Annotated in this window: 13 protein-coding genes and 3 tRNA genes; 1 reads left to right on the top strand and 15 read right to left on the bottom strand. The window is 48.5% G+C overall.

Annotation, left to right across the window (positions count from 1 at the left end):
- Positions 1-9: 9 nt before the first annotated feature.
- Positions 10-429 (top strand): MarR family winged helix-turn-helix transcriptional regulator, encoded by a 420-nt coding sequence (locus CHX35_RS09695; RefSeq protein ID WP_091836974.1) that lies wholly within the window; start codon positions 10-12, stop codon positions 427-429.
- Between the two features lie 60 nt (positions 430-489).
- Here the strand turns inward: CHX35_RS09695 and CHX35_RS09690 are convergent, their stop codons facing one another.
- The 15 genes from CHX35_RS09690 to CHX35_RS09600 all read right to left on the bottom strand — a co-directional run bounded on the left by CHX35_RS09690 (position 490) and on the right by CHX35_RS09600 (position 15,305).
- The gene (locus tag CHX35_RS09690) at positions 490-1,140 is read right to left on the bottom strand and encodes a TVP38/TMEM64 family protein (protein WP_091836972.1); all 651 of its coding nucleotides are present in this window, start codon (positions 1,138-1,140) and stop codon (positions 490-492) included.
- A gap of 220 nt (positions 1,141-1,360) precedes the next feature.
- Positions 1,361-2,704: an HYR domain-containing protein gene (locus tag CHX35_RS18030; protein WP_176392008.1), complete on the bottom strand. Its 1,344-nt coding sequence runs from the start codon at positions 2,702-2,704 to the stop codon at positions 1,361-1,363.
- 251 nt (positions 2,705-2,955) lie between these two features.
- A complete protein-coding gene (locus CHX35_RS18025; protein WP_091836969.1) occupies positions 2,956-4,284 on the bottom strand; it encodes an HYR domain-containing protein in 1,329 nt (442 codons plus the stop codon).
- Positions 4,285-4,455: 171 nt separating this feature from the next.
- Positions 4,456-5,784 (bottom strand): HYR domain-containing protein, encoded by a 1,329-nt coding sequence (locus CHX35_RS18020; protein WP_140413591.1) that lies wholly within the window; start codon positions 5,782-5,784, stop codon positions 4,456-4,458.
- A gap of 168 nt (positions 5,785-5,952) precedes the next feature.
- Positions 5,953-6,312 (bottom strand): 50S ribosomal protein L20, encoded by a 360-nt coding sequence (gene rplT, locus CHX35_RS09650; protein WP_091836966.1) that lies wholly within the window; start codon positions 6,310-6,312, stop codon positions 5,953-5,955.
- 39 nt (positions 6,313-6,351) lie between these two features.
- Entirely contained in the window at positions 6,352-6,549 is a 198-nt protein-coding gene (gene rpmI, locus CHX35_RS09645) for a 50S ribosomal protein L35 (RefSeq protein ID WP_091836964.1), read from the bottom strand.
- 12 nt (positions 6,550-6,561) lie between these two features.
- A complete protein-coding gene (gene infC, locus CHX35_RS09640) occupies positions 6,562-7,083 on the bottom strand; it encodes a translation initiation factor IF-3 (RefSeq protein ID WP_091836963.1) in 522 nt (173 codons plus the stop codon).
- A gap of 342 nt (positions 7,084-7,425) precedes the next feature.
- Entirely contained in the window at positions 7,426-9,333 is a 1,908-nt protein-coding gene (gene thrS, locus CHX35_RS09635; protein WP_091836961.1) for a threonine--tRNA ligase, read from the bottom strand.
- Between the two features lie 310 nt (positions 9,334-9,643).
- Entirely contained in the window at positions 9,644-11,578 is a 1,935-nt protein-coding gene (thrS, locus tag CHX35_RS09630; protein WP_091836960.1) for a threonine--tRNA ligase, read from the bottom strand.
- A gap of 329 nt (positions 11,579-11,907) precedes the next feature.
- Positions 11,908-12,756 carry a putative sporulation protein YtxC gene (gene ytxC / locus CHX35_RS09625; RefSeq protein ID WP_176392007.1) on the bottom strand — a complete coding sequence of 283 codons (849 nt, stop codon included), beginning with the start codon at positions 12,754-12,756 and terminating at the stop codon, positions 11,908-11,910.
- Between the two features lie 162 nt (positions 12,757-12,918).
- Positions 12,919-13,581 carry a metal-dependent hydrolase gene (locus CHX35_RS09620; RefSeq protein WP_176392006.1) on the bottom strand — a complete coding sequence of 221 codons (663 nt, stop codon included), beginning with the start codon at positions 13,579-13,581 and terminating at the stop codon, positions 12,919-12,921.
- 309 nt (positions 13,582-13,890) lie between these two features.
- Positions 13,891-14,778 (bottom strand): sphingomyelin phosphodiesterase, encoded by an 888-nt coding sequence (gene sph / locus CHX35_RS09615; protein ID WP_091836955.1) that lies wholly within the window; start codon positions 14,776-14,778, stop codon positions 13,891-13,893.
- A gap of 263 nt (positions 14,779-15,041) precedes the next feature.
- Positions 15,042-15,129 (bottom strand) — tRNA-Leu (locus CHX35_RS09610).
- Positions 15,130-15,140: 11 nt separating this feature from the next.
- Positions 15,141-15,215: transfer RNA gene (locus CHX35_RS09605), tRNA-Gly, on the bottom strand.
- Positions 15,216-15,229: 14 nt separating this feature from the next.
- A tRNA-Phe gene (locus CHX35_RS09600) sits at positions 15,230-15,305 on the bottom strand.
- Between the last annotated feature and the right edge of the window lie 48 nt (positions 15,306-15,353).

Genomic DNA, 15,353 nt, shown 5'->3' with positions numbered 1-15,353 from the left:
AGGATCACCTTGTCTGATCGTACACAAATGACCCATGATACTATTCAAGCCTTTCAACATGTCGTTCATAAACTTCGTCGCGGCATTCAACAACAACTGGAAGAGAACTGGGGAGTCGCTGATTTTGTATTTTTGCATCAATTACATACACAGGGCCCTAGCAAAGGTTCCGATCTTTCTAGCGAACTAAACGTAACCAACAGCCATGTTACGCAACATGTGAATCGCATGGTGAAAAAAGGTTGGATCAGTCGTCACCGCTCCACTGATGACAAACGAATTGTAGAACTTGCGATTACCCCAGCTGGAACCGAGGTTTACAATGAAATGGTAAAACGTCGGTTCCAGTATTTCCAACAGCTCTTTCATACACTATCCGATGAGGAGCTTGATTCACTGTTGCACCTTCTCCAAAAATTAATTGATTAAGCATTGTACATAAACCGTCATCATGAAAGAGAAAGTGATCTATTTTCCCGGGTCACTTTCTTACTTTTGTTTCACATAATTACGACGAAGTCGTCGAAACAACCAGGGTGAGATGGCGAGTACAAGAGCTGCTCCCAGTGAGGCAAAGAACAACGGAGAGAACAGATCATGAAGCGAATACCCTAGCACATTAAACACAAAGGCCCCAGGGAGAATCCCAATCACTGTCGCCCAAAAATAATCGTTCACCTTGATATTGGAGAACCCTGCACCATAGCTAATCGCATCAAAGGGAAGAAAGGGGATTAAACGAGAAATCACAATCGTACGAAACCCTTCATCCACCATCCATCGTTCCCAATGCGTAAATTGATTTAGCCATCGACTCACTGTCTCCTTGCCTAACCAGCGGGCAAGCGAAAAAGCTACCATCGCTCCAGCAAGAGAACCACTTGCATCCAACAAAGTCCCCCACCAGGGTCCAAAAGTAATCCCTGAGGCAACCGCTAGTACCGTGGCAGGCACCAAGAATAAAGGCCGAACGATATGCATCAACAAATAGAGAATCGGTGCCCAAACACCATATGAAAGCACCACATATCGAATGGTCTCTGGGTTGAATTGCCCTCGATCCATGAATAGGAACGTGCAGGCACCCAGTACAAGCACGATGAGCCATACCATCAAGGATAAATTTTTCTTATTAATCAATGACCCTACACGCCCCCTCAAACACCCTTGTCCCTATTAATATCCCCCAATTTCGTAAAATCCCTCCTTTTCAAATTGAAAGAAGGCCTTATTTCAATCTTCAGTGAAGAATCAAAACCATATTTCATTACCTTTTTTCTCCATAAAGATCCCCTACATTCATCATGTAGGGGATCTTCACGAGGGTGTAATTGATCGATACCGTTTGCAAAAAAATCCATTACTCTTCTTGAGATGAGGTCACAAACACCGTAAACGTCTCGGTTGCCGTGTTGCCACTCGGATCTGTCGCAGTACAAGTAACCGTCGTCATCCCGAAGGGGAAAAAGGAACCCGAGGCAGGGGAACAGGTGACGGTGATCTCTCCCGGACAGTTATCCGTCACTATGGGATCGGGGTAGGTGACGACCGTACCATTGGGATCATTCGTTTCGACATCGATATCGTTAAGTCCGGAGATCTCAGGGGGCTCCGTATCAATAACCGTAACGATAAAACGACAGGTAGTGCTCCCTCCCACGGTATCCATCGCGGTACACGTCACCGTCGTTGTACCCACGGAAAAGAAGGAACCCGAGGCAGGAGAGCAAGTGACGTCGAGTCCGGGGCATGTTTCAAGCTCGTTATAGGTAACGTTGGCTCCACAGGCGCCACGATCATTGGCGACCGTAATGTTCGAGCAGGTAAGGGTCGGCGCTTCATAAATAATCTCTACAATGCCATTCCCCGCGCGTACTCCCTCCATATGGACCGGATTAGTGCCCCCATTAAAGGAACCTCCGCCTCCGCCTCCTCCAGCCGCTACAAAAAAACCAACACCCGTACCGCCACCACCGCCACTAAACCCACCTCCGCCTCCTCCATTCCGATCACTCCCACCCCCGCCGCCACCAAATCCTCCATCGCCTCCGATATAGTCACCCATGGCACCCACACCCCCTGCACCGCCAGCTCCACCCGCAACAATGCTCACTCCCCCATCACCGCCTGCGTTCCCAAAACCATTTCCTCCGTTAAAATTTATTCCGCCTCCGCCTCCGCCTCCTCCGCCCAACCCCGCCATCATCCCGCCATTTCCACCTGACCCACCGTTCCCAGCAGTCCCCCCTGCACCAAATCCACCGGCTGCATTCCCCCCATCCTGCCCGATACTCCCAATCATCCCACTTCCACCAGAAGCACTCCCACTGTCATCTTCACCAAAGTCAAATCCCGCACCCCCGCCTCCACCCCCTGCCGCTACTAATAAGGTAGACGGATTTAACTCCCCAAAACTACTGCCTTGCCAAACGAAGGAACCACCTCCGCCTCCACCCCCACCATTCGGTTCATTAATATCCGGTGTGTCGCCCCCTTGCCCGCCAACGACAATCGATAACACATCACCAGGTGCAACCGCAAACGTCCCTTGAATCGATGCACCTAGCCCGCCTCCATCCTCATCAAAGGAACTATAAAATAGATTACTTCCCCCTGCAGCACCTTGGGCCTGAATCGTCACACGACAGACCCCTCCTGGGATTGTTAGCGTCTGCAATGCTCCTGTATATGTAAATGCGGGCATAACACGCCCTCCTTTTCAAACTCTTATCTCTTTATGTATGTTGCAGATATTCATCGGATGAACGTCATAGCACATAAAAAAAGCTGTTTAGTTTGATATCGACTCTCTAAACAGCTTTATTATTTAAGATTGCTAATAAATAAAATCGATATTGCGATCATTCTGCTTTCTATGAAAGTTTTTCACCTTCCTTTGACCTGTACCTACAATCGGATGGTGTTCTGGTTAATTCTTCGCTGAAAAACGATTTCTTACTCCTCTTGGGACGAAGTAACCACGACAATAAAGGTGCCCGTTGCCGTATTGCCGCTTGGATCCGTCGCAGTACAAGTAACCATCGTCATTCCTAAGGGGAAGAAAGAACCTGAGGCAGGGGAACAGGTGACGGTGATCTCTCCCGGACAATTGTCCGTCACCGTGGGATCGGGATAGGTAACGACCGTACCATTGGGATTGTTCGTTTCCACATCGATATCGTGGAGCCCGGAAATGACTGGAGGTTCTGTATCGATGACAGTGACAGTAAAGCTACAGGTAGCACTCCCTCCCACGGTATCCATTGCCGTACACGTCACGCTCGTAGTCCCTACGGAAAAGAAAGAACCTGAGGCAGGGGAACAATCGATCATGAGCCCGGGACACGTCCCAAGCCCGCTAAAGGTAACGTTGGCTCCACAGGCGCCACGATCATTGGCGACGGTCATATTGGAGCAGGTAAGAGTTGGCGCTTCATAGGTGACCTCCACAATCCCATTCCCCGCACGTACCCCCGCCATATTCACTGGATTGGATCCCCCATTAAAGGAGCCGCCGCCTCCTCCGCCTCCAGCGCTTCCACCTCCCATAGCATTACTAGTTCCTGTGCCGCCTCCGCCTCCACTAAATCCACCGCCACCCCCGCCATTCCGATCACTCCCACCGCCACCTCCGCCAAATCCTCCGGCTCCACCTGTAAACTCACCGCCACCGGTTCCTCCCGCTCCTCCGGCTCCACCTGCTACGATACTCACTCCCCCAATTCCACCAGCGTTCCCCGCCCCATCTCCTCCGTTAAAGTAAGGACTTCCACCGCCTCCGGCTCCACCTCCCGTAGCCAAACCCATTTCAAAATTCCCACCGGACCCACTATTCCCATCCATCCCCCCAGCACCAAATCCACCGGCTGCATTCCCACCGTCCTGACCACTACTCGTTGTCATCCCATCTCCGCCTACTTCACTTGATGTATTCAATCCACCACCCCCGCCGCCACCACCAGCTGCGACCAACAGGGTGGACGGGTTTACCTCCCCAAAGCTACTACCAAACCAGACGAAGGAACCCCCTCCCCCGCCGCCGCCTGCTTGAAAGGATATATCCGCACCAATGGCATCGCCTCCTTGACCCCCTACCACAATGGATAACACATCCCCAGGGGTAACGGTAAACAACCCTTGGATGGAGGCACCTAATCCCCCTTCAGCACCTGTTAGAGCTGGGTTGCTTCCCCCCGCTGCCCCTTGCGCCTGAATGGTCACCGTACAAACTCCTCCTGGAATTGTCAGGGTCTGTAACGCCCCGGTATACGTAAATGTAGGCATCGAAAGCCCTCCTTGATATTAAAAATCAAAATTTATCGATTATCCATTATATATAATATAAATCTCTTCATTATACATAAAAATATTACTCATTTTTCCCGCTTCCTAATTTCTTAACAGAGTAACCTCCAGCAAATCAGGATTACTATCGTTGAAGAAAAGCGATTTCTCTTACTCCTCTTGGGACGAAGTAACCACGACAATAAAGGTGCCCGTTGCCGTATTGCCGCTTGGATCCGTCGCAGTACAAGTAACCATCGTCATTCCTAAGGGGAAGAAAGAGCCCGAAGCAGGGGAACAAGTGACAGTAATCTCTCCCGGACAATTATCCGTCACCCTGGGGTCCGGGTAGGTGACGACAGTACCATTGGGATCACTCGTTTCTATATCGATATCGTTAAGCCCGGAGATCTCGGGGGGCTCCGTATCGATGACGGTGACCGTAAAGCTACAGGTGGTGCTCCCCGCCTCATTGCTCCCTGTACACGTTACTGTCGTCGTGCCCACGGGAAAAAAGGAACCCGATGCCGGAGAGCAGTCGATACTGAGCCCGGGACACGTCTCAAGCCCGCTAAAGGTAACGTTGGCTCCACAGGCGCCACGATCATTGGCGACCGTAATGTTTGAGCAGGTAAGTGTCGGCGCTTCATAGGTGATCTCCACAACCCCATTCCCTGCACGTACCCCGGCCATATTCACTGGATTGGAGCCTCCATTAAAGGAGCCTCCGCCTCCTCCGCCTCCGGCGCTTCCACCTCCGATATCAACATTAATTCCGGTGCCTCCTCCGCCTCCGCTAAATCCCCCGCCTCCTCCGCCATTCCGATCACTTCCTCCGCCTCCGCCACCAAATCCTCCATCTCCACCTATAATGACACCGCTACTACCGGTTCCTCCCCCTCCTCCCGCTCCACCTGCTACGATACTCACTCCCCCATCCCCACCAGCGTTCCCCGCTCCATTCCCTCCGTTAGAGAAAGGGCTTCCACCGCCTCCCCCTCCCCCTCCCCTAGCCATACCCATTCCGCCATTCCCACCAGACCCACCAGACCCATCCATCCCTCCAGCACCAAATCCACCGGCTGCATTTCCGCCGTCCTGTCCACTACTCGTCGTCATCCCACTTCCGCCTACTTCACTTAATACGTTCAATCCACCACCCCCGCCTCCACCTCCTGCTGCTACCATCAGGGTGGACGGGTTTACCTCCCCAAAGCTACTACCAAACCAAACAAAGGAACCTCCTCCCCCGCCGCCGCCTCCTTGAAGACCTATTCCCGTACCACTGGCGTCGCCTCCTTGCCCCCCTACCACAATGGATAACACATCCCCAGGGGTAACGGTAAACAACCCTTGGATAGAGGCACCTAATCCTCCATCAGAACCCACTAGAGCTGGGTTACTCCCCCCCGCTGCCCCTTGCGCCTGAATGGTCACCGTACATACTCCCTCGGGAATTGTCAGGGTCTGTAACCCTCCGGTATAGATAAATGTAGGCATCGAAAACCCTCCTCTACACCTCGTATACACCTCGTATATTCCTATATATATGGTAGCGATCCAAGTAATACACAGAGTTCGATGCAAAAGAAATAGGCTGTCGAGATGGTCTCGACAGCCTATACACTCTCTCCTATCATGAAGATAAGAGATGGGATTATTTCATTATTAAGCGTTGACCTTATCTTTTGCTAGTTTTGCTAGTTCAGAGAAGGCTTTTTCATCATGAATAGCGAGATCCGCCAACATCTTACGGTTGACGTTCACTCCAGCTTGCTTCAAACCAAACATTAGCTTGCTGTAGGACAGGCCATTCATACGTGCAGCAGCGTTGATCCGGGTAATCCACAGCTTGCGGAAATCCCGTTTTTTCTGGCGACGATCGCGATAAGCGAACATCAACGATTTCATCACTGCTTGTTTTGCCGTCTTAAAGAGCGTATGTTTTGAACCGTAATAACCGCGGGCGAGCTTTAAAACCTTTTTGCGACGCCGACGTGTAACGGTACCGCCTTTGACACGTGCCATGATTAATTCCCTCCAGACTCAAACGGTCGTCCGTAGTAGTTACTTATAAGCGATAAGTTGCTTGGTGCGTTTCACGTCACCTTTAGCCATCAAGGCACCCTTACGTAATTTACGCTTACGTTTAGGGGATTTGCTTTCAAGAATATGACTGGTAAACGCATGGTTGCGTTTGATCTTGCCGGTGCCGGTTTTGTTGAAACGCTTTGCGGCCGCACGGCGCGTCTTCATTTTCGGCATGGGGGTCACTCCTCAGCTGTTGGTGTTTTTCGGCGCCAAAATCATAATCATCTGGCGGCCTTCCAGCTTGGGCTGGCGCTCCACATCTCCGATATCTTTCACTTCTTCCGCAACTCGGGCCAACATCTTCCGACCCAAGTCCTGGTGGGTAATTTCCCGACCACGAAAACGGATGGATAGTTTCACTTTATCCCCGTTAGAAAGAAATTTTTTCACGTTGCGAAGCTTGGTATTCACATCGTGATCTTCGATGTTCGAGCTAAAGCGTACTTCTTTGAGTTGAACGGTCTTCTGGTTTTTACGCGCTTCTTTTTCCCGCTTGCTTTGCTCATAACGGTATTTGCCGTAATCCATAATCCGACAAACAGGCGGTTTGGCCTGAGGAGCGACGTTCACGAGGTCCAGCTCGGCTTCCTGCGCCATGCTTAGTGCCTCACGGAAAGGCTTAATTCCCAACTGGTTACCTTCCGCATCGATTAGCCGCACCTCGCGGGCACGGATTGCCTCGTTCAGCTGTTGCTGTTCCCTGCTAATAACCTGCCACCTCCGATGGAAAGTTCATTGACGTACCAAGGGCTTCTCACCCATTCACACAACCATAACGGTCAGGGTGAAGGCTTCGTCCAGCCTTAAACCTTTCGTATCTGTTTCTTTTCAGTACATAACCACAAAGAAGACAGACATACAAAAAAGGTGTTGGCAGATGCATGCCCACACCTCGGTCCACTTCCATCATTTAAGGATCCGGGAACCTGCCGACAGCCGGTGCGTCGATCAGGTGAGAAGCGGGCGCTTCTGCTTGATACCTAAAAAATATTATCACCTTACGTATTCCTTGTCAAGGGATGCAGGCACATGGCACATCAACCCTTGCCCTCATCTTCTTTCTTTGATCTCTTCTTGTATCCGTGATAACACCGTTTCTAACGAATCGATCCCCATTTCTCCAATCCCCCGTTTACGAACGGAGACCCCATTCTGTTCCCGTTCCTTTTTTCCAATCACTAGCATGTAGGGGACTTGTTGCAGTTGCGCTTCACGCACCTTGTACCCGATTTTCTCCTGTCGGGCATCCAGTTCCACGCGAATGTCTGCCGCTTTTAATTGATGCACAACAAGGGTGCCTTGCTCACGATCCGAATCGGAAAGGGTGAGCACCTTTACCTGTACAGGCGCTAGCCATAGCGGAAACCCTCCACCATAATGTTCTACCAAGATCCCTAGAAAACGATCAATGGAACCCATCACTGCCCGGTGAATGACAATGGGTCGATGACGCTGATTATCTTCCCCAATATAAGTTAGATCGAACTTCTCAGGCATCTGAAAATCGAGTTGAATCGTAGCACACTGATGACTGCGCCCTAAGGCATCACGGATATGAAAATCAATTTTGGGTCCATAAAACGCACCATCCCCTTCATTAATCCGGTACGCTGCTCCGCGCTCCCTTAAGACGGCTGTTAAAGCATTCTCTGCCTCTACCCATAAATTCTCCTCTCCCATGGAGTCAACCGGGCGGGTGGACAACTCAACGGACCACTTAAAACCAAAGGCTGAATAGATGCGATCAATCAAGTTCATCGTTTGCGCAACTTCTTCTTTGACTTGATCGGGTCTGACAAAGAGATGGGCATCATCCTGGGTAAAGGCTCTCACCCGAAAGAGTCCCTGCAGTGCACCAGAATATTCATGACGATGCACATGACCAAACTCGGCGAAGCGAAGCGGGAGATCCCGATACGACCTTCGCTTTTGCTTAAAGATCATCATATGACCTGGACAACTCATCGGTTTGAGTGCAAAATTCGTATCATCTACCGTTGTCTCGTACATATTTTCACGGTAGTGCTCCCAATGGCCTGATGCCTCCCAAAGTTTTCGATTCATCATCAAGGGCGTTTGTACTTCTTGATAGCCAGATTCTTGAAAGATCCTGCACACAAAGCTTTCCAATTGCTGGCGAAGTGCCATTCCCTTCGGCAAATAAAAAGGCATCCCAGGTGCTTCCTCGGCAAACATAAACAATTCTTGTTCTTTTCCAATCTTACGGTGATCCCTTTTCTTCGCTTCTTCTAATGATTGTAGATGCTCCTTCAGCTGGGAAGAATTTGGCCAGATCGTGCCATAGACTCGTTGTAGCATCGGATGGTCCGTATTGCCACGCCAATAAGCCCCTGCCACACTAAGAAGTTTAAAAGCCTTTAACATACCCGTACGAGGAAGATGAGGACCACGGCAGAGATCAAAAAACTCCCCTTGAACATAAAGCGTGATGGGCTCATCGGCAGATAACTCGTGGATCAGTTCCACTTTATAGGGATCGCCAACTTGCTCATAGATTGCAAGGGCCTCTTCCTTCGTCACCAGCTTTCTGTGAATGGCGTGATTCTCTTGAACGATACGCTCCATCGCTTGTTCAATGCGAGGCAAATCAGCACTTGTCAGGGACTGAGGAAGATCCACATCATAGTAGAAACCATTTTCTATCACGGGTCCGATCCCAAGCTTCCCATCAGGATATAGCCGCTTTACCGCTTGAGCCAACAAATGAGCCGCACTATGCCGGTACACGGCAAGCCCTTCCTGATCCTCCAGGGTCAAAATTCTCACGGTTCCCCCATGAACCACCTCGGTAGATAGATCCACCACCTTGTCATCCATCATGCCAGCAACGGCTTTTTTATAAAGGCTGTTGCTAATTCGACGCGCCACATCGCCGACAGTCTCCCCTTTCTTCACCGCCATCGAAGAACCATCCGGTAATTGAATCGCTATCTCCATTCCAACCCGCCTCCTTTATATATAAAAAAACACACTCGTCCCATGCAAGGGACGAGTGTGTCACACGTGGTTCCACCCTAATTTAGCGACCCCGAATCCATGGAAGGGTCACTCTTTACACATAACGGTGTGTCACCGGCGAAGGATACTCAGGGGGTACTATCCAAACTCCACCTATTCCCCATCGCGACTCCAAGGAGGTAATGAATGATCCAGCGGGTTAGAAGGCTTTCAGCGGGTCACCTTCATTCTCTGTCAACCTTCGATCCATCATCATGGCCTTATCCCAGTCTTTTTTGCAAATCCGATCTTATCCTTCATTTTTATCGTTGATCACTTGCTTCATTTCAGCGATCACTTCAGCAACAGGGCGTGCACCTTGATCCCCAACGCCTCGCTTACGAACTGCGACCGCTCCTTGTTCTTGCTCCTTCTCACCAATGACTAACATGTAGGGAACCTTCTGCAATTGCGCTTCCCTAATCTTATAACCAATTTTCTCACTCCGCGCATCCAATTCGGCACGAATCCCTGCAGCTTTTAATTGGTCCACAACATCCGAGGCGTAATCATGATAGGTGTCCGCAATCGTCATCACCTTCGCTTGAACGGGAGACAACCAAATCGGGAGTGCGCCTTTGTAATACTCCAATAGGAAGGCAACAAACCGCTCCATCGTACCAACGATCCCCCGGTGGATCACAACCGGGCGATGTCGCCCGCCATCTTCTCCAATGTACTCCAGTTTAAACTGGTTCGGTAAGTGGAAATCGAGTTGAACCGTGGAGAGGGTTTCATCTTTGCCAAGTGCAGTCTGGACCTGCACATCAAGCTTCGGACCATAAAAGGCCGCTTCCCCTTCCGCTTCGACATAATCCACACCCAATTCGTCCATCGCTTCTTTGAGCATGAGCTGGCTCTTTTCCCACATCGCATCATTATCTACGTATTTCTTCTTATCCTTTGGATCGCGATAGGAGAGGCGATACCAGAAATCTTTAATGCCAAAATCCTTATAAACTTGTTCGATCAATTGCACCACACGGATAAATTCGCCTTTAATCTGATCAGGACGACAGAAGATATGGGCATCATTTAAGGTCATCGCCCGTACACGTTGCAAACCAGAAAGGGCTCCTGACATCTCATAACGGTGCATCATCCCTAATTCAGCAATCCGGATGGGTAAGTTGCGGTAACTTTTGAGATCATTTTTAAACACCATCATATGGTGCGGGCAGTTCATCGGGCGCAAAACTAGTTCATCGTTATCCATCTGCATCGGCGGATACATATCCTCATGATAATGATCCCAGTGACCGGAGATTTTGTATAATTCCACACTGGCTAGATGAGGCGTATATACATGCTCATAGCCAAGACGCTCTTCTAGATCGACAATGTAGCGCTCAATCGTGCGCCGAATCGTCGCCCCTTTGGGGAGCCAAAGAGGGAGCCCTTGTCCCACTTCCTTCGATAAAGTGAAAATGCCAAGCTCTTTTCCTAACTTACGGTGATCCCGTTCCTTCGCCTCTTCCAATCGTTGCAGATGCTCATCCAACTGGGACTTTTTCGGCCAAATCGTCCCATAGATCCGTTGTAGCATCTGATTGTCTGAGTCACCCCGCCAATAAGCTCCCGCCACACTGAGGAGTTTAAAGGCTTTTAATTTTCCAGTTGAAGCAAGGTGGGGTCCGCGACACAGGTCGAAAAATTCACCCTGATGATAGATGGTAATCGTCTCACCCTCTGGCAATTCACGAATCAACTCTAACTTAAGATGATCGCCCACCTCTTCATAGATACGTAGCGCTTCTTCTCGTGAAACCACTTGACGGGTAACTGGGAGGTTCTCTTTGACGACCTTCTCCATCTCTTTTTCAATTTTCGGTAGATCCTCTGCGGTAATTGACTCAGGCAAATCCACATCATAGTAAAAACCATGTTCGATGACAGGCCCAATCCCCAACTTCACCTCAGGATAAAGGCGTTTAATGGCCTGTGCCATCAAATGTGCAGCACTATGCCGGTATACTTCCAAACCTTCTGGATCATCCAGCGTTAAAATCTTAACCTCCGCTCCATCGGGAACTTCGCGGGATAGGTCAACGGATTGACCATCAATCATCCCCGCTACCGCTTTTTTTGCTAATCCTCGACTAATCGATTCTGCGACTTCCAGTACGGTAACATCCTTTTCATAGCTGCGTTCACTACCATCAGGAAAACGAACCCGAACACTCATTCCATGACACTCCCTTTTTGACAAAAATAAAAACACTCGCCCCAACAAAGGGACGAGTGTGTCACACGTGGTTCCACCCTAATTCAATCATACCTTATTTTCTCGGTACGATCCTCAGGCACTTAACGGCGTGCTACCGGCAACAGATACTTGTCAATACACGTTCCCTGTTGCAACTCAGAGGGGGTATTGTTTCAATCAGTGGGTTAGAAGGCTTTCAGCCGGTGACCTTCACTCTCTTAATACCATGATATGAAACACATTGGCCTCGTCATCGTCATGCCATGCACCAAAATGTGTATGTATCATATCACCACCCACCATCGGAGTCAACCGTCTTCTTCAATATTAAAATGCCACTGGCAATCGGAACACCCTTCACAAAGGGTGATACGACCCGAGAATATTTGGAGTAAGGTTCGAATGACATTTTCCTCTGGATTGAGACTATGGAGAACCACTTGTTCCGGAGCCGCCGTCAACAACGTACTGACAATCATATCTTCTTGGGAGAGCGTATCCGCCATTAACTCTTCGACAACGCCATCCATTTCATTTAATGCGAGGGGCTTTCCTTCTCCCGTAAGAAGATGAAAGCGTCGTTTGCCACCCCCGTGCACAACATGAATAAGCGGCACCTTGGATGGTTGTGAAGCAACAAAATGGCGTAATAAATTGATAAACTCTTGATACTCTTGATCAAGTAAATATTCATCAATCGCATGTTCAACCAATTGGATCAGCACTTTTTTATACCGTTTCATGCGGAAGTGAAAGTAACCATCCACCGCCAAAAATCGTGAATGCATGAGATAGTGAGACACCTGACGAGCCATTTTTTCCTTACGGGGTAAGTAACTATGCTCGTCTTCCACTTCATCCTCTGTATCCCCTAGGAGATGAAGTGCATAACTTTCTATCTGACTGGACTCCTGTGGATCACGATAACAAAATTCTTTGGCGATAATGTATCGAATAAATGCAGGTTCATCCACAGCGATCAGGTAGTCTGCTACAGCCTGACCGATTTGTTGACGCAATCCATATTCACGATATTTGCCTCGTTTACGATTCTGGCAGGTAAATATGGTCCGATCCCCTTGCCGTTCTTCCTCGATTTCGAAGTTGAGACCGGATCGCTCTAAATTGTCCTGTTGATCTGTCAGTAGCTCACGCATGCATAATACCTCCTGAGAGGTCGCATGGCCGGGTACGGATATTTGATAAGCCCCCATCAATCGATCGGCTCCTTTGTCCATTTACGATTAGTATATGGGCAGGAGCAACTCTGTATACGTCAGGACACAAGTCATTAGCTAATCATGTGAAGGTTGTTCTTTTCAACTACGAAACATATAACGGAAGGCACCCACCGGATCACGTAATGCTTCGAGTAAAGGGTCATAGGATGCTCCTGAAAACAGCAAATATAAGAGGATAATCGATCCCCCATACATCGCAACTTTCCCAGTTACCTTGTCTACAATGTCCCCACTTCGAATACTAAAACCGATATTTTTTGTCCCCATCCGCTTCTTCCATGGCCAAAACAATGGAATGCCTCCGGCTGTGATCCCATCTGCTAAGAGATGGGATAAATAACCCGCTGCCAATGGCCACATATAGGAGGGCTCTGCCATATAAGTAATCCCTGAGACTAATAATAAGGAAAGTAATGAATGCGTAAAACTACGATGGGGAATAAACGCAACGGCCATAGCGTACATCCCAGCCAATACAACCCATAAAGCCAATCCCTTAAGAATTCCTAACAATACCGCAGCAGCACCTAGAATGGCTAAGGCAATCGACCGATATTTAATCGAACGAAACAATAAGTTATTGAGGGTACTCCCATCTTCATCAATATCCGGCAAGATGGAACCAATCGATGCCACCACCACCGCAGTCACACAGGCACCTACATCCGTGGCTAATCCTTGTGCAGCAACGGTAAATGCCCCAGCAGCAACGCCTAACGATAAATGCGTATTCCCTGTCACAATCTTCACTCCTCCCCCGACATACCAACATACGTTTGGTCTCTAACGTTAAGAAAGGGTCGATACTTAACGTATCCACCGCCCGTCCCGATTTAACATACTCCTATTTCAATCAAATGGATCTTTATTTATTTTACACTATATTTCGATCCCCATCGATCCTCCTTATTCCAAAATTATTTTCTCACAAAATAAAACTCTCTAGAAATCGTGAGGTAACCTTTCTGTTACCATGGTTTCTAGAGAGCCCTCTTTTCATAACAGTTGTGTTGGTTTATCGAACCTTTTTACGACTCAACCTCTTTTCATCTAGTTGCTATATCCGATGACGGGGTCATGATCGGAATACCATTGATGATCCACCGTTTTTATTTTTCCCAAATCAAAGACCTTCCACGTCGGTGAAGTTAAATAGAGGGTTTTGTTTGTCCAATTTCTTGCTTGCCCATATCCCTGTACAGCAAAGATAAAGTCGAGGCGCTGATCCTCGGTATGAATGGGTTCCATCACATTTAAGGTTGCCAACGTATTGGCGTATTCTTCTGGACGTTTCTCGGGCTGAATGTTAAAATCCCCTCCAATGAATACCTTTTCACTCCGCGGAATTTTACGCTCCTCAATAAAATCTCTGATTTCACGTAGTTGTGATTGCTTAATATTCAATTCCTTCTTTTTTGCACCCGATTGTAAATGTGTACCCATGATATGGATCTTTTCTCCGTTTTTATTGATGGTGACATAGGCAAACCCTTTTCCTGCATACTGATCTTCCTTCGACTCCCGTTTATAAATGTACTGAATTTTCTTCTCGATTGGCCATTTACTTAAGATGGCCACACCGCCATTGGTTAGATTAAACCACATAGAACTTCCCATGCTTTTATCCCAACCCTTTTTACTCTCACCGATGACTGGCGTTTGATAAGGATAGTCCTCTTTTAATTTTTTCAACAAAAGATCTGCAGCACCATCATCAAACAGTTCTTGAAAAATAACCACATCATTTTCCTTTACATAGTCTGCCTTCGCAATTAAACGCGCCCGTGACATTTGCCCTTCATTCGATACAATGCGAGGAAGAAAATACACATTGTGAGTAAGGATGCGCAGGTCCTCCGATGAATTATTTGCACTCACAATTGGAGAAATCAACAGCATCGACATCAACAGCATCCCCGTCAACACGATTTTTTTCATAAAGCTTCACCCACCCCGTCATTTCGCTCTAGCAATCTCATCGAAATCCGCCTCCTTTTTATTTTCTGATTATTCAAATTAATATAGGTATACTTTACTCTACCAAAGAAAATAACCCCGGTTTCCTATTTTACGAACTCTCCACGCTGTTTCAACCTCTCCATCACACATCATTCATGGAAGCTTTATGGTGTAAGGGTTATTGGGGATTTCACATACAACAAAAAAGATCACCTCTATCATGAGGCGATCTTTTTTTACGTTGGTACCGAGGGTCGGACTCGAACCGACACGGTGGGAACCCACCCCGGGATTTTAAGTCCCGTGCGTCTGCCATTCCGCCACCCCGGCTTAGGCAATTATGGAGCGGACGATGGGATTCGAACCCACGACCCTCGCCTTGGCAAGGCGATGCTCTACCCCTGAGCCACATCCGCATACCATAATATAATGGTGGTTCGGGACGGAATCGAACCGCCGACACGAGGATTTTCAGTCCTCTGCTCTACCGACTGAGCTACCGAACCTTTTATTTTCTTGGCGACAAAATCGATTATAGCATGGCTTTTATCATG

Source organism: Marininema halotolerans (assembly GCF_900116235.1).
Lineage (GTDB): Bacteria > Bacillota > Bacilli > Thermoactinomycetales > DSM-45169 > Marininema > Marininema halotolerans.
Note: the sequence above shows the minus strand (reverse complement) of the source record. Positions and strands in the feature narration are given on the sequence as shown.

Coding starts and splice junctions, on each gene's coding strand:
- CHX35_RS18030 (WP_176392008.1), bottom strand. CDS start 2,704: ATGCCCGCATTTACATATACAGGAGCATTGCAGACGCTAACAATCCCA.
- CHX35_RS18025 (WP_091836969.1), bottom strand. CDS start 4,284: ATGCCTACATTTACGTATACCGGGGCGTTACAGACCCTGACAATTCCA.
- CHX35_RS18020 (WP_140413591.1), bottom strand. CDS start 5,784: ATGCCTACATTTATCTATACCGGAGGGTTACAGACCCTGACAATTCCC.
- rplT (WP_091836966.1), bottom strand. CDS start 6,312: ATGGCACGTGTCAAAGGCGGTACCGTTACACGTCGGCGTCGCAAAAAG.
- rpmI (WP_091836964.1), bottom strand. CDS start 6,549: ATGCCGAAAATGAAGACGCGCCGTGCGGCCGCAAAGCGTTTCAACAAA.
- thrS (WP_091836961.1), bottom strand. CDS start 9,333: ATGGAGATAGCGATTCAATTACCGGATGGTTCTTCGATGGCGGTGAAG.
- thrS (WP_091836960.1), bottom strand. CDS start 11,578: ATGAGTGTTCGGGTTCGTTTTCCTGATGGTAGTGAACGCAGCTATGAA.
- ytxC (WP_176392007.1), bottom strand. CDS start 12,756: ATGCGTGAGCTACTGACAGATCAACAGGACAATTTAGAGCGATCCGGT.
- sph (WP_091836955.1), bottom strand. CDS start 14,778: ATGAAAAAAATCGTGTTGACGGGGATGCTGTTGATGTCGATGCTGTTG.